The sequence below is a fragment of the Mucilaginibacter psychrotolerans genome, from assembly GCF_004519315.1.
Classification (GTDB): domain Bacteria; phylum Bacteroidota; class Bacteroidia; order Sphingobacteriales; family Sphingobacteriaceae; genus Mucilaginibacter; species Mucilaginibacter psychrotolerans.
Window position 1 is genome coordinate 1 of sequence record NZ_SOZE01000004.1, and the last position, 25,296, is coordinate 25,296.

Genomic DNA, 25,296 nt, shown 5'->3' on the forward strand with positions numbered 1-25,296 from the left:
CGTTGATACTAATTCCGCTAAACATAGCAAGTTATTTAGCTTAAATATACTAAATAACTTACTGATTATCAATAATTTATTAACAAAAAAAACGCTTTGCGAACTAAATACATAATCCTATGATATAAATATATGCAAATATCAAACGTTAGGCAATTGCATTTTGTTGCGCACGCCCAGCACCTCCAAGATAGCTTTAGCCTTTAACAAACATTCTTCATACTCCCTTTGCGGGTCCGCATGGTAGGTGACGGCCCCGCCAACATGGAACGACAGGTATTTTTCTGTGGAGTTATATAGCAGTGTACGTATCACTACATTAAAATCGAAATCGCCATCCGGTGCGAAATAACCGATAGCGCCTGAATATACGCCACGCTTGCTGCGCTCGTATTGCTCCATCAGTTGCATGGCACTTATTTTGGGGGCTCCTGTCATGCTGCCCATGGGGAAGGTGTTCATAACGGCTTGTACGGCGCTTACATCGTCGTGCAGCTCGCATACCACCGTCGATACCATCTGATGCACCTGCTTAAAGCTGTGTATGCCAAAAAGCTCTTCAGCCATTACCGTACCGGGTTTAGCCGAATGCGTGAGATCGTTACGTACCAGATCTACGATCATTACGTTCTCCTGTAGTTCTTTTGGGGTGCTGCGGAGTTCCTGTTTGATGCTTTGGTCGATGGATTTGTCCTCATCGCGCCTGGCCGTGCCTTTTATTGGTTGGGAGATTAGTTTGCTGCCCCGTTTTGCCAAAAAGCGCTCGGGCGAGGCGCAGATGATATGGTTGCCCTTCCATTTAAAATAACTCGCAAAGGGCGTTGGGGATAAGCTGTTTAGCTTATTGAAAATGTTTAGGGGGTCTATCTTAGCATTATCTGCATAAAACTCCTGGCAAAAGTTGGTTACATAAATATCGCCGTGGGCGATGTGTGCTTTTATTTTTTCGACGGTTGCCACATACTCCGCCTTGCTGAAACGTGCCTGGATGTTTAGGGATGTGGAACCCTCATGTGGGGAAAGTTTGAATCTCTCCACCTTTTCGAAAATTTCAGCTTCATTCTCTCCAATTATCTCCACCGTGTTTCTATTGATGGTGATTACGATTTGTGGAGCGAAGAAGTACAGGTCGGGAAATTGTAGCCCGTCGGGGTTGTTCGAGGCTAAATTCTCTACCTCGTTTTTGAGATCGTAACCAAAAAAACCCGTGATAAAGCCGGCGTTTTTCCTGCGGAAATCTTCAATTTTCTTAAAAGAATCGCCGGTATTCGATTTGATTTCATCTTTTACACCAATCGCTATCAGCGTATCGAATTTTCCGTAGGGGTCCGTGTAGTTGTTGCTGTCGAGGTAGCAAATAGTGTCAAATGTGGCGGCCCAGTCGAGTGCTTTTTCCTTGAAAATTTGCGGATCATTAATATCGAAAATCACAGGCTACCGGATAGGGAATTATTAACACCGACAAAGGTTAAACTAAGCTTTTTGTTTTCCAAATTATTACCGGCATTTTTACTGTTCAATAACGTTGTTGCCATGGGATATGAAATTGCTGAGTACAATAAGCCTGCGCTTGCTGGTAATAGTAAGTTTGCCAAGGTATTCTTGGTCTGTTTTGTCTTTTCTTTATGCAACGGCTACCTGTTTGATTATATTGGGTCAACTTTTTTCCCTGGTTTAGACGGTAACCCAATCGACAAAGAATCGGTGCCGGAGCAATTGTTCCTGGCCTGTATCGTAGCGCCCTTGATAGAAACCCTTATCTTTCAATATGCCGTCATCAAACTATTAAAGAGGATAGGCATACGTAATTTCTACCTACTGCTAACAATTCCTGCTGTCTTATTCGGGCTTAGCCATTACTACAATCCCCTTTATATTATGGCTATGTTTATTGGGGGGCTTATCATGAATTACCTTTTTCTGTATTGCCAGGCAAACGGTTATAAGGCATTTTGGTGGGTGGCGTTACTGCACTGTTTATATAATCTCTTTGGGATTCTGTTTGTGTGATATTCTCGGTGTAGACACTGAAGACGTATGCGAGCAAGCAAAGGAAAAGAAAAAGGCTCCGTTTTATCGGAGCCTTTAAAGTTTTATTCGGTATTGCCAGTGTTGAACCCGGCGATATGACAGTATTACATTAGTGCAATACCAGCGTCTGCTTCCTATCCGGCCCTACCGATAACCATTTTACAGGTACGCCCAGTTCGGCTTCCAGATAATCGATGTAGTTCTGCAGTTTCTCCGGTATCTCGTTTAGTTCGGTAATGCCGGTAAGGTCTTCGTTCCAGCCGTCGATTTCTTTTAAAACCGGATGGGCATCAACCGAGCAGATGTCGTAAGGCATGTAGTCTATTTGTTCGCCCAGGTAATTGTAGTGCGTGCAGGCGTAAATCTTATCGAAACCGCTCAATACATCGGCTTTGGTCATTACCAGTTGGGTAACCCCGTTCAGCATGATGGCGTATTTAAGGGCAGGAAGGTCTATCCAGCCGGTACGGCGCGGGCGACCAGTGGTGGCACCAAATTCGTGACCTATACGGCGTAACTCTTCGCCTGTTTCGTCGTTCAGTTCGGTAGGGAAGGGGCCACCGCCTACACGGGTGCAATAGGCTTTAAAAATGCCTATTACGTCGCCTATCTGGCTTGGGGCAATACCCAAACCGGTACAAGCGCCGGCTGCAGTAGTATTAGATGAAGTTACAAAAGGGTACGAACCAAAATCAATATCCAGCATAGCGCCCTGTGCGCCTTCTGCCAGTACTTTTTTGCCTTCTTTAATGTAGTTATTCACCAAATGCTCACTATCAACTAGCGGGAACTGTTTAATGAAGTCTATCGCCTCAAAAAACAAAGCTTCGCGCTCGCTGAAATCGGCTACTTCACCATACATGGCTTGCAGCATTGCAGTATGTTTGTCAACCAGTTTCTGGTAACGCTCTTTAAAATCGGGCAGGGTGATATCGCCAATGCGCAAACCGTTGCGGCCGGTTTTATCCATATAAGTCGGGCCGATACCTTTTAGGGTTGAACCAATTTTACCATCGCCCATTTTCTTCTCAGAAGCGGCATCAAGCAATTGGTGGGTAGGTAATATCAGGTGCGCCTTTTTGGCGATCATCAGGTTATTTTTGGCCAGCAAATCATGACCGGCATCCCTTAGCTTATCCAGCTCTTTTTTAAGCGTGATAGGATCGATAACTACGCCATTGCCGATAAGGTTCATGGTGTTATCGAAAAATATACCCGAAGGGATGGTATTCAGCACAAATTTTTTGCCTTCAAACTCCAGGGTATGGCCGGCATTTGGGCCGCCCTGAAAACGGGCTATCAGGTCGTAACCTGCGCTCAGTACATCAACAATTTTGCCTTTACCTTCGTCGCCCCACTGGAGGCCTAATAATACGTCAACAGCCATTAATTAATATTTTGAATATAAGTATTGAATTTAGTTAGAATGTTGCTTTTGATGTTCTCCCATTGAAGATTTTTAAAGCAATAAGGGTCAGGTTGCAAATCGGCGACAGCAAAGTAAGAAATTGATTTGGCAACCATACCGAGAGAATTATTCGGATATCGTTTATGATAAAAAGATATCATCTGCTCAAAAGAGTATATGTCCAACAGTGCGTGCAAATCCCAAAAGTCCTTTTTTGCGCCTCTGCCTGCTATCGCATTTAGTTTTAAAGCTATTATTTCTTCAATGGCAGCAAATCTTATTTCGTCAATAACGGTGTAATCGTACGCGAACTTTTCAAATGGATTGGCAAAATCAACTTTAACATCATTAATTATTGTGAAAAATAAGCGGGCACTTGTTATTCCCTGGAACTGAAATGAGGCGTAATTTTCGTTTAATTTGTCGATGATGCTATCCCGATTGAAAGGATGGTCTGAAAATAAATCTAAATCAATTGATGACCTGTGTCCTATTAGTAAAGATAATGCTGTACCACCAACCAATCTGAATTCCTTCAGTTCATCCAACACCATTAACTCTTTTAAGAGAGCCAAAGTTGCGGGTTCAACTGTTTTTTTATGTAGCATTTAAAATCAGCAGGTTCTAAGTTGAAAATTGCACAGCAAAAATATATCTCTTTGTCGCCGAGCCAACTTGCATTTACTATTTCTTTCTTTATTTTGTCGTCCCCATAAAATTTTTTAACGGAAATTATATCTTCAAGAGACCCTCTGTTGATAACCTTTTCCATTACATAAAGCGCATGCTTCTCGTAGTCGATCTTATCCATATCGACATCCCAAAATGCTTGCTTGCTTAGAACGGGCTTATTCATGTTATTGTACTCTTCTGTCGCAGGCACCGGCGCGCAGTTTAGCGCAGTTACCGTAGAGGTTTAGTGAGTGGTGCTTGATATCGAACTTCAGGATGTCGCCCATCATGCTTTGTATCTGCTGTATGCGTGGGTCGCAAAACTCTACCACTTTTCCGCAGTCGATACAAATGATATGGTCATGCTGTTTGTAGCCGTACGATTTCTCGAACTGGGCCATGTTCTTGCCAAACTGGTGCTTGGTAACCAGATCGCAGGATACTAAAAGTTCTAAGGTGTTATATACCGTGGCGCGGCTTACGCGGTATTTTTTATTCTTCATGTGGATGTATAAACTCTCCACATCGAAATGGTCGCTGCGGGAGTATATCTCCTCCAGTATGGCAAAGCGCTCGGGGGTTTTCCGGAGGCTTTTGTTTTCGAGGTAAGCCTCAAAAATCTTCTTTACCAACGCTATGGTTTCCTGTACAGGCATAATGTTAAATTAACCCTCCAAAGGTATTAATAATTTATAAAACAAGAGGCAAGAGTTAAGAATCAAGAAACAAGATAAAATAATGCTCTTACGTCCCTATTCATTCGTCTAACCTCTTGATTCTTATTTCTTGGTTCTTGACTCTGAGTCTACGATGCTCGCTCCGCTGCCACCGAATCAAACCTTTCCACCGAGGTAATGCCTCTTATCTGCAGAATCTTTTTGGTAAGATTGTTCAGATGTTCGGTATCATTCACATAAATCATTATCGAACCTTCGAATATGCCATTATCGCTATCAACCGTAATGGAGCGGATGTTTACCTTAAAATCGTTGGATATCACGGTAGTCAGCTTGTTGATCAGCCCTACTTCGTCAATACCGCGGATGCGCAGGCCGGTAAGGAAAGCCAGTTCCAATTGTTTGGTCCATTTGGCTTTTACAATGCGGTAGCCATAGTTAGCCATCAGTTTGGCTGCGTTGGGGCAATTGGTGCGGTGAATCTTAATGCCGTCACTTACGGTAACAAAGCCAAACACATCGTCGCCTGGGATAGGGTTGCAGCAGTTGCTCAGCTTGTAATCTATCTTTTGCAGGTCTTCGCCAAAAAGCAGTACATCGCTGTCTTTAGTTTTGATGCTGCGCACCAGGGTGGCCAATTGTTCGTGCTCAATTTTATCCTGTGGCTTGTTTTCGATCACTTTTTCCGATGCCTGATACTCCTTCAGGTCCTTCATATCTATGAGGCCCTTGGCTACGTTGTAAAACAGGTCCTGGGTGGAGGCAAGTTTGAAGAAATAACTCAGCTTCTGGATATTCTCGGAGTTGTAGGTGATCTTAAGCGATTTCAGTTTGCGCTCCAGTATCTCTTTGCCATCTTCGGCAACCTTGCGTTTTTCTTCTTTTAAGGCCGATTTTATTTTGGCCTTTGCCTTTGCAGTTACTACAAAATTTAACCAGTCTTCTTTTGGCGTTTGCTTGCTGGAGGTAATAATTTCTACCTGGTCGCCGTTTTGCAGTTTATAGCTAAGCGGTACCAGTTTATGGTTTACTTTTGCGCCAATACAGGTAGCGCCAACATCCGTATGTATCTCAAAGGCAAAATCCAGCGCGGTGGCGCTTAAAGGCAATTGTATCAGGGCACCTTTTGGGGTGAAGATGAATATCTCATCGCTGAAGAGGTTCATCTTAAAGTCGTCCAAAAAGTCGAGTGCATTCGAATCGGGGTTCTTCAGCATATCGCGCACTTTTTGCACCCATTGGTCAAGCCCGCTATCTGAGGATGATTCCTTATACTTCCAATGCGCGGCAAAACCCTTCTCGGCAATCTCGTTCATGCGTTTGGTGCGTATCTGCACCTCAACCCATTGTCCGCGCGGGCCCATTACAGTGGTGTGCAAACTTTCGTAGCCATTGGCCTTGGGCGAGGATATCCAATCGCGCAGCCTGTCTGGATTGGGGCGGTACAGGTCGGTAATAATGGAGTATGCTTTCCAGCAATCTGCTTTTTCGTTCTCGGGCGTGCTATCCAGAATAATACGGATGGCAAAAAGATCGTACACCTCTTCGAAGGGTATCGATTTCTTCTTCATCTTATTCCAAATAGAGTGGATAGACTTCGGCCTGCCGAAAACATCTGCGTTCAAATCCTGGTCGGCCACCACTTTTTTTACCGGCTCTATAAAATCGCGGATGAATTTTTCTCGTTCGGCTTTTTTCTCGTTCAGTTTGGCTTTGATGAACGAGTACATGTCGCGCTCCATATATTTCATGGAGAGGTCTTCCAATTCTGACTTTATGGCATATAAGCCCAGGCGGTGTGCTAATGGGGCATACAGGTACACCGTTTCTGAGGACAGTTTAAGCTGCTTATCTCGCGGCATAAACTCCATGGTGCGCATATTATGCAGCCTATCGGCCAGTTTTATCAGTATCACCCGTACGTCATCGGCAAGCGTAAGCAGCATTTTACGGAAATTCTCGGCCTGCAGTGAGCTGTTCGTATCGAATACGCCCGATATTTTGGTAAGGCCGTCGATTATTTTGGCGACCTTTTTGCCAAATTCCATCTCTATATCTTCCAGCGTTACGTCGGTGTCTTCTACCACATCGTGCAGCAAAGCACACACGATAGATGTAGTACCCAAACCTATCTCTTCGGCAGCAATTTGGGCAACAGCAATAGGGTGGTATATATAGGGTTCACCGCTTTTACGGCGCATATCTTTATGGCTCTCCAATGCCATATCAAACGCCTTGCGTATCATGCGTTTATCGCCCTTTTGCAGGGTAGATTTGCTTGCACGCAACAGGGCACGGTAGCGTTTTAGTATTTCCGTTTTCTCGGCTTCCAGGTCAATCACTAAATCTTTCATGTATAGGCTAATATGCTACATAATATCATCAACTTGCAACAATAATTATTATTGCAGGCAGTTATAAAATAACCGGATAAAATGCTTTAATTTTGTGTTCAAGTAAATATATGAAAATTATTGCTTTTCTGCTTGTATTATGTTGCGCTTGCGGCGGCTTGAAGGCACAGGATAAACCTGCACCTCCCGTTATCCTTGGCAAAAATGATACCATCAAAACTTTGGCGACAAAAGTTGATGGCGAAATCATTCCCTGGATAGTTACGCCCGAAGTACGCATTGTAGATACCCGTATTTTTGCGAGCGCGCAAGACAGAGCAAATTTTTTCCGTTTGCGATACAATGTAATGAAGGTATTGCCCTACGCGCAGTTTGCAGGCAAACGTTACCGCCAACTGCAGCGCGACCTTGCGCTAACCGCCGATAAGAAAAAGCAAAAAGAATTGATGAAAGCCTGCGAAATTGAAATTAAAGGCATCTTCAACAAAGAGATTAAAGAACTTACCATAAACCAGGGCGAAGTACTCATTAAACTCATTAACCGCGAAACGGGCAATACCAGTTTTGCCATGGTTAAAGAGCTAAAAGGCGGCTTCAATGCCTTCGTAATTCAATCAGTAGCCAAAATTTTCGGGCACGACCTGAAAGAAACCTACGACAGGGAAGAGCAGCGCGATATCGAGTCGATATTGGAGTCTGTTCACTACAACCCGAACTATAATTAATGGACAGTAAAAATATTTACGGGTTTAACGTTAACGCGTTAGATGGCGAACCTATCAGCCTTGCCGACTATAAAGGCAAAGTGCTGCTCATTGTAAACACTGCATCTGAATGTGGTTTTACCCCGCAGTTGAAAGAACTTGTGGCGCTTAAAGCCGAATTTGGCCCGCAGGGTTTTGAAATACTGGCCTTTCCCTCCAATGATTTTGGCGGACAAGAGCCTTTGGAAGGGCAGGCCATAGCCGCCTTCTGTAGCAATTATGGCAACAATTTCCCGGTTTTTGATAAGATACGTGTGCGGGGCCCCTATGCCCATCCGCTTTATAAGTTTTTAAGCGACAAGAAAGAAAATGGCGTGCTGAGCTCTGCCCCACGCTGGAATTTCCACAAATATTTAATTAACCGCGATGGCTTGCTGGTTGATTATTTTTACCCGTTTACCAAGCCAACAGCCTCCAAAATCAGGAAAAAGGTACAGCGTTTGCTTACGCCTGATAAATAAACTATACGCAATATGTTGAAGTTAGATATTTTAGTTTTGCCGGTACACCCCGATGATGCGGAGCTTGGCTGCGCAGGTGTAATTTTAAAGCACATAGCCCTTGGGCATAACGTAGGCATTGCCGATTTAACCCGTGGTGAATTAGGTACCCGTGGTACCGCCGAGATACGCGACAAAGAGGCCGCAAAAGCCGCCGAAATATTGGGATTAACCGTACGTGAGAACCTGGAGCTGCCCGATGGCTTTTTTGAGAACACGAAAGAATACCAGTTGAAAGTGATTGCCGCTATACGCAAGTATCAGCCTGATATTATTATCACCAACGCTTATCACGACCGCCACCCCGACCATGGCCGCGCCAACGAACTGGTAGAAGCTGCGAGCTTTTTATCGGGCCTGCGCCGTATAGAAACGCTGGATGCCGATGGCAATCAGCAGGAAGCCTGGCGCCCAAAACAGGTGCTGCATTTTATACAAGACAGGTATATCAAGCCGGATATTCTGGTAGATGTAACCGAATATTGGGACAAAAAAATAGCGAGTGTTTACGCCTATGCCTCGCAGTTTCATAACCCGGATTATAAAGAAGACGAACCGCAGACCTATATCTCTTCACCCGAATTTATAGATATGATCAATGGTCGCGGGCGTGAATTTGGCAAAAGCATCAACGTAAAATATGCAGAAGGTTTTACCTCGAGGAAGATATTGGGCGTGGATGATTTGTTGGAGTTAAGATAGGTTTTAGAGGTTACAGACTGGAGGTTAGAGGTTAGTTATGAAGCCGTTTAACCACTGCGTCATGGCGGGCACAGCGCGGCAACCATCGGTAAGCAGAGCGGCTTTGAAAGTCTGCTTGTGCTTCGTAGAGATTGCTTCGTTCCTCGCAATGACGGCGTGGTAATAAAACAACAAAGCCGCTCAAAATGAGCGGCTTTGTTGTTTTAAACCCCAACGTATTCGAAGCGGTTGTTTTTGTCGCTGCGCTCCCGGCGCAGCTTGTTCTCTTTGGCAAGCTTCAGCAATATGCCCGATAATTCGGAAGTTTTGAAATCCGAATCAAAATTGTCTTTACAATACTCTGCAATAGCCGATATAGAATGTGGTGTACGGAAGAAATCGCTCGATAGCAATTGGTTCAATACTTTGGTAGCTCCCGGCTTTTTACGCCTTTGTAAGCTCAGGCGTTGCGCATCTTCATTTTCTCCATTCGCTTTCCGCGCCCTTTTATTGAAAATTTCAGATCCTTCCGTTTCCGCCCGCTCTGTTTCCATAATCTCGTCTAACAGCCTGTCTACAACTCTAACTTGCACGGCCTCAGACTGGAAAGAATTAACAACCTCAGCTATCTCCACCAGTTGTTTTTTTAATTTTTCAATTTGCCTGTTCATCCTAAATAGTAACCCTTTTTTATTTTATATAAGTTGATGTATTACAAAACGTTAGTAGAATGCGATTTGTTTTTGAAAACCATTATATAATAGTTAATAATATGTCTAATAACGCTAAGCTGCGATAATAGTATATTCTAAACGAAAAAAGCACCGGTTTTGTTAAAAAAACGGTGCTTGTCGCTATATTATTACAATTATATTATAGTTTAGGCAATATTTTTTCGATGTTGTATAAGCCCTCATCTATATTTTCCTTTTCAATAATCAGCGCCGGGCGGAAACGGATGGTGCGTTCGCCGCATCCCAGGTACATGATGTTATCTTCCAGCCCTTTGTCTATAAAACTATTGCGTGTGGCGGTATCGGCGAAGTCGAAAGCCGTTAATAATCCTTTGCCACGCACGTTGCTTATCAATCCGCTTTTTGCTGCAATATTATGTAAGCCATTTTGCAGGTAGGCACCTGTTTCGGCAGCTTTTTCGCAAAGGTTATCTTCTTCTATGATTTCCATAATCTTGGCGGACCGTACCATATCTACCAAACTACCTCCCCAGGTAGAGTTGATGCGCGATGACACTTTAAATACGTTATCCTCCACTTCGTCTACCCGGTTACCCACCAAAATACCGCAAACCTGCATTTTTTTACCAAAAGCAATGATATCCGGCCTGGCGTTTTCGCCGAAATGCTGGTGCAGCCAAAACTTGCCGCTAAGGCCTACGCCGGTTTGCACTTCGTCGTATATAAGCATGGCCTCATATTCATCGGCGAGTTGCCTCAATTGTTCCAAAAATTCCTGCCTCACGTGCTTATCGCCCCCTTCAGACAGGATGGGTTCAATGATAATGGCGCAGATATCATCGGGGTTGCTGGCGAAGGCGGTGCGTATCTCGGCAATAGATTTTGCTTCGCGAAGCGCCAGGTCTACTATATTGTTCTCATTCAGCGGGAAGTGGATTTCCGGTAAGGAAACCCTCGGCCAATCGAATTTGGCAAACCACTTGGTTTTAACCGGCTGCGTGTTGGTTAAGCTTAAGGTATAGCCCGAGCGACCGTGGAAAGCGTTTTCGAAATGTAATACTTTATGACCTTTTTCTTGCGTGTAGCCTTTGGCAAAGTTCTTTTGTACTTTCCAGTCCATCGCCACTTTTAGGGCGTTCTCTATGGCTAAACTGCCGCCGGCAATAAAGAAGGCATGGGGCAAATAATCGGGGATGCCCACACGGCTAAAGGTATCCACGAAGTGTGCGTATTGCTCGGTGTAAATATCGGAGTTGGAGGGGTTGGTAAGCGCTGCCAGCATCAGGTCTTTCTTAAAACGCTCGTCTGCTAGCATTTTGGGGTGGTTATAGCCTAAGGGCACAGATGCAAAGCAGGTGAAAAAATCAAGCAGGGTGCGCTTGTTTTTGGCATCGTAAATATGGACACCCTGGCTTTTTTCCATATCGAAGGTAAGGTCGAAACCATCGGCAAGGATGTGCTTACTCAAGGTGGCCTGTACGTTCTGCGGGGTGATCTGTAAAGTTGGCATAAGCATAAATTGGTTTTAACAAATCTAACAAAAAGGCCTTAAAAACAATAATTTAAAGGTTTTTGAACCGATTGGCCAAAAAGTAACTTTAAATTAACTAAACCTAGTTTTTGTACCGAAGTGGGAAAGAGTATGGATAGAAATGATTTGCAAATGCCAAAAAAAGATGTGCAGATATGCAGATTTTAGATTTCAGATGTGCAAATCCGGCATGATTTTGCGCAGATGTACGCTGCCATGGAATTATTTTTTGCCACAACAGGCGGACGGGTGGGGCTATTGTACATATTTAGTAGGCACTAATGGTCAATGCTTATGTGCAAGTTAGGTATCCTTGTGTTGATTTGAAATTAAAATATCTCAATTATGGTGATACTACTTAGGTCAGAAAGCAAACAATTTACTATTCTATCATACCCCGTTAAAGAAAAAAGGTATTTAAACTCCGATGCCTTTTTTCCATAAGCTAAATTATAATGCAATCTGGTCTCTTTCATAATCGCCTCGAAAGTTTTAGCAGGGATATAAATCCCATTTTCGGTATTGAGAACCATTGTTAGTGGTTGGATTTCGATTCTACAGATTTTATATAAATCAATCTTGTTATTTAAATAGTAGCCATTAAATGACAACATATCAGTATGGATTTTAACTCGTATCTTGTTTTCAAATTCAGCTGCATTTAAGTCCAACGTTAAGATTCCTGCACTATACGAATATCCTTCAATTGTCGAATCTCCGCTATTATAGATTAGCTCATTTAAATTTATCATAACTTAAAATCCCAAATAATTTGTAAATAGACTTTATATTCCTCGATTTGTAATTCTATTCTGAAGGAATAAAAATCCTTGGGTATCTCTAACAGAATAGTTATGAGGAGAATATCCAGTGTGTTTGCACATCTAAAATCTTTCCCTCATCCCCAGCAATCCCCAAATTCCACCCGTGTGGATGGCCAGTATCCTTTCGCCCGGCTTAAAATAATCTTTAGCCGCCAAATCGTATAAGGCGTAAAGCATTTTGCCGGTGTAAACAGGTTCTATCAATACGCCAGTTTTCGCTACGAATTGTTTAATGAAGTCTATTAGTTCGGGTGTGGTTTTGGCGTAACCGCCGAAGTGATAATGGAGGTGCAAATCGTAATCGATAGGGGTAAGGAGGTATTCGTCAATCTCGTTTTTAATAAAACCACCTTTTTTGAAAACGGGGATGGCATGGAAGCGGGTGATTAATTGGTGCTGCGCGATACCGTTGATGATACCCGCCGCAGTTGTCCCGGTGCCACAGGCGCAGAAGATATGGTTGTAGGATTCGGGTAACTCATCGATTAATTCGCTGCAGCCTCGGGCGCCTTCGGGAGATGCGCCGCCTTCGTCGATGAAAAAGGCATCGGCATCTGCTCCAAAATATTGAGCGAACAAGGCAGGTTTATCGCGGTAGCTGTCCCTGTCGGAAAAAATGAGCTGCATGCCGTGTAGGCGGCACATAAATAGGGTGTCGTTTTGCACCTCTTCGCCACGGACGATTCCTGTAGCCTTAAAGCCGAATTTTGCCGCCGCCGCAGCTGTGGCCAGCAAGTGGTTGGAATACGCGCCACCAAAGGTTACCAAATGGCTTTTGCCCTCTGCCTGCGCTTTTTGCAGTACATACTTCAGTTTACGCCATTTATTGCCCGAGATGAGGGGGTGTATCATGTCATCGCGCTTGATGAACACCTCGATGCCCTTAGCGTCAAACAACGGGTCGGTTATTTGATGGGTGGGGCTGTTGATGTCGAGGTCGATTTGCATTGGGGCGAAGGTAAGGAAAAAGACCCTCCTAAATCCTCCCCGGTAGGGAGGACTTTAAAAAAGCAATGCAGACGAAGCCAAAGTCTCCCCTGCCGGGGGAGATTTAGAGGGGGCTGGGGCTTTTTTTTCTTACTTTTGCGCCATGGCAGCAGAGGATCCCCAATTATTAGAAAGCGACGAGCAGGATTTATTCGAACACCTGCGTGTGGTGGTGGATAAAGGGCAATCGCTGCTGCGGATTGATAAGTTTTTGATGCACCGCATCGAAAATGCATCGCGCAACCGCATCCAGAACGCCATTGAAGCGGGCAACGTGCTGCTGAACGATAAGCCAATAAAGGCCAGCTATCGCGTAAAACCGATGGATGTGATATCGGTAGTGTTGCCGCATCCGCCCCGCGATACTGAAGTTTACCCCGAAAACCTGCCCATTAACATTGTTTACGAGGATAACGATGTGCTCATTGTAAACAAAGACGCCGGCATGGTGGTGCATCCGGGTTATAATAACTATACAGGTACCTTGGTAAATGCGTTGGTGTACCACTTTCAGCAGCTGCCTACGCTGCCGGGTAACGATGGTCGCCCCGGATTGGTGCACCGTATAGATAAGGATACCTCTGGCCTGCTGCTCATCAGCAAGAACGAGCGCAGCATGAACTACCTGGCCAAGCAGTTTTATGATCATACCATCAATCGCCGCTACATTGCGCTGGCCTGGGGCGATATTGCCGAAGATGGCACTGTTAGCGGCTACATCGGCCGCAGCGTAGCCGACAGGCGCGTAATGTCGATATATGACGACCCCGAGAAAGGCAAATGGGCCGTTACCCACTATAAGGTACTGGAGCGGTTTGGCTATGTTACCCTCCTGGAGTGCAAGCTGGAAACCGGCCGCACGCACCAGATACGTGCGCATATGCGGCACATTGGCCACCCCCTGTTTAGCGATGCTACTTACGGCGGAGATAAAATACTGAAAGGTACCGTATTCAGTAAATACAGGCAATTTGTAGAGAATTGCTTCGAAATTATGCCCCGGCAGGCCCTGCATGCCCAATCGCTTGGTTTTGTGCATCCTTCCCTAAAAAAAGACATTTATTTTGAGGCGCCACTTCCGCTTGATTTTGCAACGGTGTTGGAGAAATGGCGAAAGTATAGCAGCTTAGATATGAGAAGTGAGATATGAGATTTGAGACAAAACCAAAGTAACTCAGATATGAGAAGTGAGATTTGAGATATGAGACAAGAGATATGAGACAGGAATAAATTCGTTTCAGGTTCTTTGTAAACGAAATTTATCATTGGCCTTATAATTTTTTAAATTTGCAAATGTTATTACAGGGAGCTAATCTCAAATCTCATATCTAAAGTCTCATATCTGTTAAAGAGCTAATCTCAAATCTCACATCTAAAATCTCATATCTGTTAAATAGCTAATCTCACATCTAAAATCTCATATCTAAAAATGTCTCCCAGGTACATCAATTATAACGGCGAAATACTTCCTGAAGACAGCATATTACTTACTATAGCCAACCGGGCCTTTAAGTATGGCGACGGCTTGTTTGAGAGCATGCGACTGATGAAGGGCAAGCTGCAATTTGCCGAGCTGCACGCCGAACGCCTGCAGCGTGGCATGAAAGCCCTTAAAATTGATGGCTACTCGCAAACGGATACCTGGTTCCTGCGCGAGCAGTGCGAAATGCTGGCCCGCCGCAACAAAATACGCCATGGCCGCTTACGCCTTACCGTTTACCGCGATGCAGAGGGCTTGTACACACCTACCCAAAATAAGATGGGTTTTTGCATTGAGATTACCCCACTGGATGAGCCCCGGTATTTCATGAACGAGCGCGGCCTCATTATGGATATCTACAGCGAGCTGCCCAAGCCCCTCAATTTTCTCTCTACCATAAAAACCTGCAACTCGTTATTGTATGTAATGGCAGCCCTTTACCGGCAGCAAAACAAGCTGGATGAGGTTTTTTTGTTGAATGCCAACGGTTTTTTATGCGAGGCCGGTGCCGCCAATATTTTCGTTTTATATCAGGATCATTTATATACCCCTGCACTCAGCGAAGGTTGCGTGGAAGGTGTGATGCGCCAGGTGATCATAAAGTTGGCGCAGGACAATGATATCCCCATTACCGAGGCCCAGATAAACCCCGAGATTCTGAACGAGGCCGACGAGGTTTTCCTCACCAACGCCAGCCGCGGCATACAATGGGTAATGGGCTACGGTGTAAAACGCTACTTTAACCGGTTAAGCAAAGTGCTGATGGATGAGTTGAATAAGTTGTAGGGAGGAAGGTGATGAGCATTAAAAACATAACTATCATCTTGTTTTTGCTAACGCTTGCATCTGCATGCTCCACGGCACAAAATAAAGTGCCTGCCAACCTAAACGAGGTGTTCGCATATTTGGATAACGACTGGAACGCAGTACATAGGTTGCAATTTAAGACGATGCCCGAATCAGAAGCTGTTTCTTCCGAACACTTTTCGATGGGATTATGGATTAGAAATAATTGGATTCGTGGTAACCGCAACCCGCCGTTAATTAAATATTTCAAATCGATTGGCTTATACAATCCCGATGATATTTCATCGGTAATATTGCTTTCTTATCATCGTAAACTCAATAATAAACCACTCAATATTAAAGCCCAGGTTGACGAATATACAGCATATTGGAAAACGACAGGGGATTGCAACGCAACTGCAGAAAAACGTGCTGTCGAAGTTTACAATAAACATAAAGTGGGTGATACGGTCATTATTCGTATGCCGGTATATGTTGAGGAAGACGGCAGCAAAAACGCTACCATATATGAATGTCCCAACCCAGACTGGACATTTGACCCCAAAAAGGACCTGGAGATGCACGGGACTATTACAGAAAAATACAACATCAACTCAGTAAATAATGTGTTCTTCAAAGTGAGGATAAACCAGGCTAATTTAACAAACCTTCAAGTGATTGGTGAAGATATGATAATTGGGAAAGAATTACATTTACAACTGGAACATTTGGGCATAGAGTAAAGTTGAATTGGGAGAGCTTTATTTTTTTCCTTCATTATTTTGTATTGGGCATTCGATGTTCGATATTGAAAAAAGCTTTTAAACCTGCGTCCTGATATTCGTATTCAGCTTGTACTGCTCCGGCGACATGCCCATATATTTTTTGAACACGCGCGAGAAGTAGTAGGGGTCATCGTAGCCCAGATCGAGCGCGATGGTTTTTATTTTAGCTTCGTTGGCGTATAAGAATTGGCAGGCTTTCTGCATTTTCAGGTGGATGAAATAGTCCATCGGCGGCATGCCCGTTGCCTTGCGGAAAAGGCTGCTGAAATGCGAACTGGATAACTTATGCTGGCCGGCCATATCCTCCACGGTCATTTTCTTTTCGATGTTTTGCTTCATATTGAGGATAGTGAGCGTGATGATATCCGTTGTTTCTACCTGTTCGCTCACGATGTGCTTATCGGGGAACAAAAAGGTGGCAATGAAATTATACAGGCAAAACGTAGCATTGCACAAGTTTTCGATACTGTAGCCCATCTCCAGGTTCTGGTAAATATTGTTCCATATCTCCAGCGCTTTGTTATTGAAGGGGATAGGTACAGGTCCCTTGAAAATATTGAGGTTTAAGGAGGCGTTGAAATCCTCGATGGTATCGCCGGTAAAGTGTACCCAATAGATGGTCCATGGGTCGTCGTCGTCGGCCCAGTAGCGCATGTAATGCTCGGTAGCAGGCAGCAGCATGAAGTGGTTTGGCGTAACCTCGAATTTCTTTTTATCGATAACAAAATAGCCCTTGCCCTTAAGGCAGTAAATTAATATGTTATCTACACAGCCCTTACGGCGCTCCTTATAATGGTACGATGCTTTGGGGAAGTAGCCGATATGGGTAATATAAATATTGAACAGCGCCGGGTACTTCTTCACGTAACCCGATAGCACCTTCTGCGGTATGCTGATGAGCTTTTCCCCGTCGAACCCGTCTTTCCGTTTAAAAGAGTTACCCATTATTTTATTTTGTTAATATTTGGCGCATCCAGGAAGGGCACCGGTTTATAATCAGAAATCACTTTAAATAATGCGCGCTACGGCCCGTGCGATTTCCCCCTTGACCGCGTGCCGCTGAAGCTTTAGCGGAGGAGCAGAGGGGGAGGGGGTGTGTTGTGCGCTAATGCATATCGCATAACATACCACTGCTCTCGCGCTCTCCCTGCCCGCCCCCTCTCAAGAGGGGAAAACTCGAACGCGACTTCCGTCTTAGTTTATAATTGTGCGCTAAATTTATATTTTATTTATGTAATGCGGGTGATCAGCGGCAATTATTGTGTATTTTTTATTCAGGCGAATTATCCATTAAAATAGCCGTTTTACCTATTAACTGGTTTTGTAATGACAGTTAAATTTGGTCATTGTATTTAACAAAACCAATTGTAAGCATTACGGCAAAAGCGCATGGCTTTTTGTAATGACGCCGCTTAAATACGTTCAATATTTACATCATCAGGCTGCACCAATTACACCGCGTATGCGGAATTGCGTTTGCCTGCAAATTAAAAACCAGTATAAGCACTTATGCAATTACTAAAAGATAAGGTTGTTTTTTTAACCGGGGGTACCGAGGGCATTGGCTACGAATGCGCCAAAGCCTACCATAAAGCCGGTGCTCGCCTCAGCATCATCAGCCATAAAGAGGATAGTCTGCAGCAATGCCAGGGGCAGTTTTTCGGCGATGATATCCATTATATCCTGGCCGATGTATCCAGGGCTGCCGATATTGCCCGCGCTATTGTTGAAACGGTAGCGGTGTTTGGCCGCATAGATGTAATCCATAACAACGCCGGAGTGTCCAACCCATCAAAAACCGTTTCAGATACCACCGATGAGGAGTGGGATAAGGTTTTCAATGTAAACGTTAAAGGTATTTACCATACCGCCAAATATGGCATAGAAGAACTGAAGAAAACCCAAGGCACCATTTTGAACACCGGCAGCCTGGTGGGTGATATAGGGCAGGAACTGCATGCCGCTTACACCGCCACCAAAGGTGCTGTGAATGCCCTCACTAAATCAATGGCGCTTGATTATGCACCTTTCGGCATCAGGGTTAACGCGGTTGCACCCGCCGGGGTATGGACGCCCATGCTGCGCCGCTGGAGCAACCAGCAACCGCAGGCCGCGCACATAGAAGAATATCTGGATGGCATACACCCTTTAGGTTACTGCCCCGAGGGCGATGTAGTGGCCGATGCGTGCTTGTTCATGATATCTGAGCAGGCGCGGTTTATTACCGGTTGCATTTTGCCGGTAACCGGCGGTGCCGAACTGGGCTACCGTAAATATCTGGAGCAGCAGGTTAAAGATGGCAAGGCAGTCCTATCCGTAGATATTAAAGCAAAGCAAGCATGATCAGGAAAGTAACCGTAGCCGATGCCCGTTTTCCGCTGGAGGGCGATGCAGGCAGCGATGCCATCCACCGCGACCCAATATACTCTTATGCCGTAGCCCAACTGCACGATGATAGCGGCCTGGTGGGTTCCGGCTTTGCCTTTACACTAGGCGAAGGGAACGATTTGGTATGCAAAGCCGCCGAATATTATGGCAGGGCTTTGCAGGGAAAGGATATTGAAGAAGTGATGGCCAATTTTGGAGCGTTGTTCCTTCAGCTAAGTAACGATCAGCAATTCCGCTGGCTGGGGCCGCATAAAGGGGTGGTGCATCTGGCGCTGGCATCTGTTACCAATGCCTGTTACGACCTCTGGGCCAAAAAACGCGGCGTACCGCTTTGGAAACTGCTTATCGATCTTTCGCCTGAGCAAATCGTGAGCACGCTCGATCTGTCTTATCTGGAAGATGAACTTACTGCTGCCCAGGCCATTGAATTGCTGAAAGGCCAGCAGCTTACAAAAGAAAGCCGCATGCCGATTTTGGAGCAGGGCTACCCCGGCTACGATACCTCCATCGGCTGGTTCAATTACTCGGACGAATTAGTCCGCGAGAATTGCAAAAAAGCCCTCGCCGAAGGCTTTACCGCTATGAAACTGAAGGTAGGTTCGGCCGACCCGCAACGCGACATCCGCCGGGCGCATATCGTACGCGAAGTGGCCGGCCCGGATGTAAAAGTGATGCTGGATGCCAACCAGCAATGGAACCTGCCTCAGGCCATAGCTATATGCAATAAACTAAAAGGAATCGACCCATATTGGGTAGAAGAACCCACCCATCCGGATGATGTAAACGCCCATGCCACGCTTGCAAAAGCCATTGCGCCGATAAAATTGGCACTGGGCGAGCATGTACCCAATAAAATTATCTTCAAAAATTACCTGCAATCGGGCTCCGCTTCGTTTATACAGGTAGATGCCGTGCGGGTAGGCGGCGTGAGCGAATTTATTGCCGTGAGCCTGTTGTGCAAAAAGTATGGGGTGCCGGTGGTGCCGCACGTGGGCGATATGGGGCAGCTGCATCAGCATCTGGTATTGTTCAACCATATTGCTATGGGGCACGAGGCTTTGTTTTTGGAGCATATTCCGCATCTGCAAAAGCACTTCGTAAACCCTGCGCAAATAATAGGCGGCGTTTACAAAACGCCGCAAGTGCCCGGCAGTAGTTGCGATCTGCTCATCTTAAATAACTAATTTTACCAAACAGTGCATACCAAACTATGATAGGTTCTTTTGATGCCACGGTAAGTATTTTATATGTGTTGGCCATATTGGCCATTGGCCTGTACACCGGGCTGCGGCATAGGCGCGCAAACCAACGGGATAAAGCCAGTAGCTACTTTTTGGCGGGCAAAAGCTTAAAATGGCCCATGATAGGCCTGGCGCTGTTTGCCACCAACATATCCTGCGTGCATTTGGTGAGCCTGGCCCAAAGCGGTTTTGATACCGGCCTGCTCAATGGCACCTTCGAGTGGATGGCCTCGTTTACGCTGATTTTACTGGCTTTGTTTTTCGTGCCTTTCTATATCAAGTCGGGCGTATCCACCCTGCCCGATTTTTTGGAGAAACGTTACGACCGCGCCAGTCGCGACTGGTTGGCCTTTATCTCTATCCTCTCGGCCATCATTATCCATATTTCGTTTTCCCTGTTGGCGGGTGGCATTGTGTTGCAAACGCTGTTTGGCGTTCATATGTACACCAGCGTTATCATTATCTCGGTTATCACTACTATTTACACCGTCGTAGGCGGGCTGAAAGCAGTTGTAGTTACCGAATCCATACAAACGGTAGTATTGCTGGCCGGCGCTATGATCATGAGCGTAGTGGCTTATAATAAAATGGGCGGCTGGGATGATATGGTCCACGTGCTGCAACAGAAAAACGAACTGAACAAACTTTCGATGATGCGCCCTCATGGAGATGCCAGCGGCTTGCCCTGGTATGCGGTACTGTTGGGTTACCCTGTGCTTGGCATTTGGTACTGGTGCGCCGACCAAACCATCGTACAGCGTGTTTTGGGCGCGAAGGATGAGAATCACGCACGTGTGGGTCCACTGTTTTGCGGCTTCATTAAGATATTACCGGTGTTCATCTTCGTAATGCCGGGGCTGTTTGCTTATGCGCTGTACCAAAGCGGCCACCTCGATTTAAGCAGCCTTAAAACGGCAGGGGAGGGCGGTAAGGAAGTAGTAAACAGCAAAGGTATCTATACACTAATGATATTACAGCTGATACCCAAAGGGCTCGCCGGCGTTTTGGTAGCGGCACTGCTTTCCGGATTGATGAGCCAGATATCCGGCGCGCTGAATTCGATATCCACACTGGCCAGTTACGATATTTATAAGCGATACAAGCCCGATGCCAGCGACGATAAACTGGTGCGGGCCGGCAAAATTGCAGCGGGCATATCCTTTGTGGTATCCCTTTTATTGCTGCCTTTATTAAATAATTACGAAAGCATCTTCAATGGACTCAATGATATCATTGCACACATTGCTCCGCCTATTACCTGCGTGTTTTTGTTAGGTGTGTTCTGGCGGGGGGCATCGGCTATTTCGGCACGGCTTACTTTGTATATCGGGTCGGCAGCGGGGGTAGGGGTATTTGTGTACGGGAAGCTTGCTCCACTATCGCTGATAGGGCAGGTGCCATTTATGATGATGGCTTTTTACCTGTTTGTATTTTGCCTGCTGCTGCAGATTAGCCTCTCGTTGGTGTATAAAGTGCAGCACAATGCCGAAAGCGATACGCTTTATTGGCGCTCGCCGCTGGAATCACTCAAGAACCCCGGCTGGGCAGGTTTGGGGAATTATAAATTCTTGTCGGTGCTTTTGTTGGGCATCATGATAGCCCTGTCCTGGCTATTCAGATAAGCGAATATCGCTAATACGCATTTTATTAAACGATATTCGCTAGCATGGCCGGCATCTCCGCTGGCCCGGAATAATATATGCAACGGCATTTCGCTCGGACACGTTTTGACGCTTTTTTAGCTGTATAGTCCTTGAAATCCTGTTTTTGTAATAACATTCGATTGCTTTTGACAAATAGACGAGTATTTGGCTAATCATATAATGCGCCGTTATATGGCGATTGGTGTATTTGAAAGGTGGTTGAAATAACGTGTAAAGGGAAATAATACGATTGTCCATCACCTTTAAAGGTTTATCCATTTTAAGGCGTTTTTTTTGCAGCTACATTTATAGAACCAATTACCAATTCTTAAAGTTATGAAACACGCTTACGCACCAAAAGTACTTAAACCCCCGTCTTCTTTTTTGGCAATGGATAAAAGTATCCAATAGCCGTAGCCTCAATTTATCGCCAGGCAAACACTAAGGCTTAAACCGGGCCGGCCATCCCATTTTTTGCAATTGATTTTGTGAAGGTGGATTGCTATGTCTTTTAAGTTCAGTTGCCCGCCAGCCACCCAATATTTTCACGATAAACCAATTTATGACGAAACCTTTATGAGACCATTTTACGATTGCATAAAAAGCCATTGGTTACTCAGGATAGTGCATTGCACGTTCGCCGCCTTGTGCTGCATCATATTACTATGCAGCACCGCCGGCACCGTATCTGCACAAACTAAAGTAACCATTACCGGTACCGTTGCCGATACCGCAGGGCTTAAAATCATCGGTGCCAGCATTGTTGCCGAAAACCGCAAGAACCTGGCCACCGTTACCGATGTGAACGGTAACTTCGTGGTAAACGCAGATGCCGGTACGGTGTTCCGCGTTACCTATGTGGGGTACAAAGAAACCAACTTCACCGTTTTAGCAGGCAAAACCATTTACCCTATCATCATCAGGGAAGCCAAAAATGAATTTGCCGACGTAGTAGTGACCGCGTATGGTCGCAAGCAGCGTAAGGAAGCTGTAGTTGGTTCGGTAACCACCGTAAGCCCCGGTGATTTAAAGATACCAGCCAGTAACTTAACCAACGCCTTAGCAGGCCAGGTTGCGGGTGTAATTGCTTACCAGCCAAGCGGCCAGCCTGGCCAGGATAACGCATCCTTCTTTATCCGCGGTGTAACTACCTTCGGTTACAAGAAAGATCCGCTTATCTTAATAGACAACGTAGAGCTTTCCGCATCAGACCTGGCTCGTTTGCAGGTAGATGATATCGCCAGCTTCTCTATCCTAAAAGATGCCAGCGCAACGGCACTTTACGGCGCACGTGGTGCAAACGGCGTAATTTTGGTTACCACCAAAGAGGGTAAAGTTGGCAAGCCGGTGATTAATGCCCGTGTAGAAAATTCTACCTCGCAATCTGTCAAGAATCTCGAATTGGCCGACCCTATCACTTACATGAAGCTTTTTAACGAGGCCACCATTACCCGCGACCCGTTGAGTCCATTGCCTTTCAGCCAAAATAAAATCATCAATACGCAGGCTACTTTAGATAAAGCCCCGGGCAGCAACCAATACGTTTACCCGGCTGTGGACTGGATAAAAACCCTGTTTAAAGACCGCACCAACACCCAGCGTGCAGATATGAGCGTAAGCGGTGGCGGCGGTGTAGCTAAATATTATGTATCCGGTTCGTACAATGTTGATCATGGTATTCTGCGCGAGGATATCCAGAACAACAACAATAACAACATCAACTTTAAAAATTACCAGTTACGCTCTAACGTAAACATCAACCTTTCTAAATCAACCGAGATGATTGTAAGGCTGGTGGGTACTTTTAACGAATACAACGGACCGCTAACTTCAGATGCGTCTTTTTCTACGGATCTGTATAATATAGCCATGCACACCAGCCCGGTGCTGTTCCCTGCATCGTACCCTGCCGATGATGCTAACCAAAATACCAAGCACATTTTGTTCGGTAACGCAGTGGCCCCAGGTAGCACAGCGCAGTCAAACAATATAGGCTACGTAAACCCTTATGCAGCTTTATTACGTGGGCATAAGAACTTTTCGCAGTCGCGCATGTCGGCACAGTTAGAGCTCAATCAGAATTTAGATTTCCTGACCAGCGGGCTTAACTTTCACGGCTTGTTCCATACCAACCGTTACTCGTACTTCGAGTCGTCTATGGGCTATTCGCCATTTTATTACAACATTGGCAGCTACGATAAGCAAACCAACCAGTACACGCTATCGTGGTTAAACTCGCAGCCGGGTGCCGCTACCGAATACCTGAGCTACTACCGCGATCCTAACACCAGCCAACTGAACACCTACCTGTTTTTCCAGGGCGTGATGGACTACTCTAAACGTTTTGGCGATCACAACATCAGCAGCTCGTTGATCGGCACGCGCCAGCAAACGCTGTATGGTAACGCGGGCTCGTTATTCACCTCGCTGCCGTACCGCAACTTAACCGTGGCGGGCCGTGCAACGTACTCGTTCAAAAGTCGTTACTTTTTAGAGTTCAACTTTGGTTATAACGGTACCGAGCGTTTCTCGTCTAACCACCGCTGGGGTTTCTTCCCAACTATCGGCGGTTCGTGGATAATTTCTGAAGAAAAATTCATGCGCAACCTTGATAATGCCATCTCGCGCATGAAGGTAAGGGCCAGCTACGGTACCGTAGGTAACGACCAGATTGGTGCGCAACGTTTCTTCTACCTGTCTGATGTTAACCTTAACGGCGGTAATCCTGCGGTTTTTGGTACCAATAACGGCTATGGCCGCAATGGCGTACAGGTTTATAACTATGCCAATACCGATATCACCTGGGAAACTTCGCGCCAGCTTAACTTAGGCTTAGAGCTTACCCTGTTTAAAAACTGGAACATTGTTGCCGAGGTTTACAAATACCATCGCTACAACATTCTGCAGCAGCGTTCTGCCATCCCAACTACAATGGGTCTGGAATCTGGTGTGAGTGCAAACTTCGGTACTGCTAATTCAAAAGGTATCGATTTTCAGACGGATTATAAGCAAAGCCTGGGCGGCAGCGGCTGGATACAGGCACGGGGTAACTTTACACTCGCCACCACCAAATACGACAAGTACGAAGAACCCCAGTATGCCGAAGCTTATCGCTATCAATCGGGCCAGGATATTAACCGTAATTACGGTTACATAGCCGAGCGTTTGTTTGTTGATGATAACGAAGCGCGCAACTCGCCAACGCAGATTTTCTCAACCAATGGAATTGCGCCAAAAGGCGGCGATATCAAATACCGCGATTTGAACGGCGATGGTAAGATTGACGGTGCCGACCAAACCTATATTGGTTACCCAACCATCCCGCAAATCGTTTACGGTTACGGCTTATCTGGTGGCTACAAAGGTTTCGATCTTTCGGCCTTCTTCCAGGGCCAGGCACAGGTTAGTTTCTTTATCGATCCAAGCCGCACCAGTCCTTTCATACAAAGCCCGGATGGTGCTTACTCAAGCGGTAACACGCAGTTATTGAAAGCTTTTGCCGATGACCACTGGAGCGTAGATAACCAAAACCTGTATGCGCAATATCCACGCCTGGGTGTTACAGGTAATCAGATAGAGAATAACAGGCAGGCAAGCACCTGGTGGATGCGCGATGGCAGCTTCCTGCGCTTAAAATCGGTAGAGTTTGGCTATAGCCTGCCTGCCAGTTTAACCAAGCGCCTGGGCATGACCAAGGCCCGCATCTACTTCAACGGCCTCAACTTATTTACCTGGAGCCCCTTCAAATTATGGGATCCCGAAATTGGTGGCAATGGTTTTTCGTACCCGATACAAAAGGTATTCAACATAGGCCTCAATGTCAACTTATAATCAGCACCATTTACATAG

22 protein-coding genes are annotated in these 25,296 nt (G+C 45.5%); 11 read left to right on the forward strand and 11 right to left on the reverse strand.

What is annotated here, in order from left to right:
* Positions 1–141: 141 nt before the first annotated feature.
* Positions 142–1,431: an anthranilate synthase component I family protein gene (locus E2R66_RS05645; protein ID WP_133227978.1), complete on the reverse strand. Its 1,290-nt coding sequence runs from the start codon at positions 1,429–1,431 to the stop codon at positions 142–144.
* Positions 1,432–1,533: 102 nt separating this feature from the next.
* Between E2R66_RS05645 and E2R66_RS05650 the strand changes: the two genes are divergently transcribed.
* Entirely contained in the window at positions 1,534–2,010 is a 477-nt protein-coding gene (locus E2R66_RS05650) for a CPBP family intramembrane glutamic endopeptidase (RefSeq protein WP_133227976.1), read from the forward strand.
* 130 nt (positions 2,011–2,140) lie between these two features.
* On the opposite strand, the gene E2R66_RS05655 is transcribed toward E2R66_RS05650, so the two are convergent.
* The 5 genes from E2R66_RS05655 to E2R66_RS05675 all read right to left on the reverse strand — a co-directional run bounded on the left by E2R66_RS05655 (position 2,141) and on the right by E2R66_RS05675 (position 7,142).
* Entirely contained in the window at positions 2,141–3,418 is a 1,278-nt protein-coding gene (locus tag E2R66_RS05655; protein ID WP_133227974.1) for an adenylosuccinate synthase, read from the reverse strand.
* Positions 3,418–4,047, reverse strand: a complete 630-nt coding sequence (locus tag E2R66_RS05660) for a nucleotidyl transferase AbiEii/AbiGii toxin family protein (protein ID WP_133227972.1) — start codon at positions 4,045–4,047, stop codon at positions 3,418–3,420. The genes E2R66_RS05655 and E2R66_RS05660 overlap by 1 nt, the downstream gene beginning before the upstream one ends.
* Positions 4,002–4,295 (reverse strand): DUF6922 domain-containing protein, encoded by a 294-nt coding sequence (locus E2R66_RS05665; protein WP_133227970.1) that lies wholly within the window; start codon positions 4,293–4,295, stop codon positions 4,002–4,004. Before E2R66_RS05665 ends, E2R66_RS05660 begins: the two co-directional genes overlap by 46 nt.
* A 1-nt stretch (position 4,296) precedes the next feature.
* Positions 4,297–4,767 carry a Fur family transcriptional regulator gene (locus E2R66_RS05670; protein WP_133227968.1) on the reverse strand — a complete coding sequence of 157 codons (471 nt, stop codon included), beginning with the start codon at positions 4,765–4,767 and terminating at the stop codon, positions 4,297–4,299.
* A 149-nt stretch (positions 4,768–4,916) separates the two neighbouring features.
* A complete protein-coding gene (locus E2R66_RS05675; protein ID WP_133227966.1) occupies positions 4,917–7,142 on the reverse strand; it encodes a RelA/SpoT family protein in 2,226 nt (741 codons plus the stop codon).
* A 110-nt stretch (positions 7,143–7,252) separates the two neighbouring features.
* Here E2R66_RS05675 and E2R66_RS05680 point away from each other — a divergent pair, with 110 nt between their 5' ends.
* From E2R66_RS05680 to bshB1, 3 genes are read left to right on the forward strand one after another with little or no spacing between them, the layout of a single operon-like run.
* Positions 7,253–7,867: a DUF4294 domain-containing protein gene (locus tag E2R66_RS05680; RefSeq protein ID WP_133227964.1), complete on the forward strand. Its 615-nt coding sequence runs from the start codon at positions 7,253–7,255 to the stop codon at positions 7,865–7,867.
* Positions 7,867–8,367 carry a glutathione peroxidase gene (locus E2R66_RS05685; RefSeq protein ID WP_133227962.1) on the forward strand — a complete coding sequence of 167 codons (501 nt, stop codon included), beginning with the start codon at positions 7,867–7,869 and terminating at the stop codon, positions 8,365–8,367. Before E2R66_RS05680 ends, E2R66_RS05685 begins: the two co-directional genes overlap by 1 nt.
* A gap of 15 nt (positions 8,368–8,382) precedes the next feature.
* A complete protein-coding gene (gene bshB1 / locus E2R66_RS05690) occupies positions 8,383–9,108 on the forward strand; it encodes a bacillithiol biosynthesis deacetylase BshB1 (RefSeq protein ID WP_133228008.1) in 726 nt (241 codons plus the stop codon).
* A 203-nt stretch (positions 9,109–9,311) separates the two neighbouring features.
* Here the strand turns inward: bshB1 and E2R66_RS05695 are convergent, their stop codons facing one another.
* The 4 genes from E2R66_RS05695 to E2R66_RS05710 all read right to left on the reverse strand — a co-directional run bounded on the left by E2R66_RS05695 (position 9,312) and on the right by E2R66_RS05710 (position 13,085).
* Positions 9,312–9,758 (reverse strand): hypothetical protein, encoded by a 447-nt coding sequence (locus E2R66_RS05695; RefSeq protein WP_133227960.1) that lies wholly within the window; start codon positions 9,756–9,758, stop codon positions 9,312–9,314.
* Between the two features lie 202 nt (positions 9,759–9,960).
* Positions 9,961–11,292 (reverse strand): L-lysine 6-transaminase, encoded by a 1,332-nt coding sequence (gene lat / locus E2R66_RS05700; RefSeq protein WP_133227958.1) that lies wholly within the window; start codon positions 11,290–11,292, stop codon positions 9,961–9,963.
* Between the two features lie 350 nt (positions 11,293–11,642).
* Positions 11,643–12,065, reverse strand: coding sequence for a hypothetical protein (locus E2R66_RS05705; protein ID WP_133227956.1), 423 nt, complete (start codon positions 12,063–12,065; stop codon positions 11,643–11,645).
* A gap of 132 nt (positions 12,066–12,197) precedes the next feature.
* Positions 12,198–13,085 carry a 1-aminocyclopropane-1-carboxylate deaminase/D-cysteine desulfhydrase gene (locus E2R66_RS05710; RefSeq protein ID WP_133227954.1) on the reverse strand — a complete coding sequence of 296 codons (888 nt, stop codon included), beginning with the start codon at positions 13,083–13,085 and terminating at the stop codon, positions 12,198–12,200.
* A 142-nt stretch (positions 13,086–13,227) separates the two neighbouring features.
* Between E2R66_RS05710 and E2R66_RS05715 the strand changes: the two genes are divergently transcribed.
* From E2R66_RS05715 to E2R66_RS05725, 3 genes are all read left to right on the forward strand, one after another.
* The gene (locus E2R66_RS05715) at positions 13,228–14,274 is read left to right on the forward strand and encodes an RluA family pseudouridine synthase (RefSeq protein ID WP_133227952.1); all 1,047 of its coding nucleotides are present in this window, start codon (positions 13,228–13,230) and stop codon (positions 14,272–14,274) included.
* Positions 14,275–14,553: 279 nt separating this feature from the next.
* The gene (locus tag E2R66_RS05720; RefSeq protein WP_133227950.1) at positions 14,554–15,390 is read left to right on the forward strand and encodes an aminotransferase class IV; all 837 of its coding nucleotides are present in this window, start codon (positions 14,554–14,556) and stop codon (positions 15,388–15,390) included.
* An 11-nt stretch (positions 15,391–15,401) separates the two neighbouring features.
* Complete coding sequence (locus tag E2R66_RS05725; protein ID WP_134737907.1) at positions 15,402–16,133, forward strand: DUF6794 domain-containing protein; 732 nt, start codon at positions 15,402–15,404, stop codon at positions 16,131–16,133.
* Positions 16,134–16,211: 78 nt separating this feature from the next.
* Here E2R66_RS05725 and E2R66_RS05730 read toward each other — a convergent pair whose 3' ends face one another.
* Positions 16,212–17,120: an AraC family transcriptional regulator gene (locus E2R66_RS05730; protein ID WP_133227946.1), complete on the reverse strand. Its 909-nt coding sequence runs from the start codon at positions 17,118–17,120 to the stop codon at positions 16,212–16,214.
* Between the two features lie 564 nt (positions 17,121–17,684).
* Between E2R66_RS05730 and E2R66_RS05735 the strand changes: the two genes are divergently transcribed.
* The 4 genes from E2R66_RS05735 to E2R66_RS05750 all read left to right on the forward strand — a co-directional run bounded on the left by E2R66_RS05735 (position 17,685) and on the right by E2R66_RS05750 (position 25,278).
* Positions 17,685–18,518, forward strand: a complete 834-nt coding sequence (locus E2R66_RS05735; protein ID WP_133227944.1) for an SDR family NAD(P)-dependent oxidoreductase — start codon at positions 17,685–17,687, stop codon at positions 18,516–18,518.
* Entirely contained in the window at positions 18,515–19,747 is a 1,233-nt protein-coding gene (locus tag E2R66_RS05740; RefSeq protein ID WP_133227942.1) for an enolase C-terminal domain-like protein, read from the forward strand. Before E2R66_RS05735 ends, E2R66_RS05740 begins: the two co-directional genes overlap by 4 nt.
* 26 nt (positions 19,748–19,773) lie before the next feature.
* Positions 19,774–21,426 (forward strand): sodium:solute symporter, encoded by a 1,653-nt coding sequence (locus tag E2R66_RS05745; RefSeq protein WP_133227940.1) that lies wholly within the window; start codon positions 19,774–19,776, stop codon positions 21,424–21,426.
* 597 nt (positions 21,427–22,023) lie between these two features.
* Complete coding sequence (locus tag E2R66_RS05750; RefSeq protein WP_133227938.1) at positions 22,024–25,278, forward strand: SusC/RagA family TonB-linked outer membrane protein; 3,255 nt, start codon at positions 22,024–22,026, stop codon at positions 25,276–25,278.
* Positions 25,279–25,296: the final 18 nt, after the last annotated feature.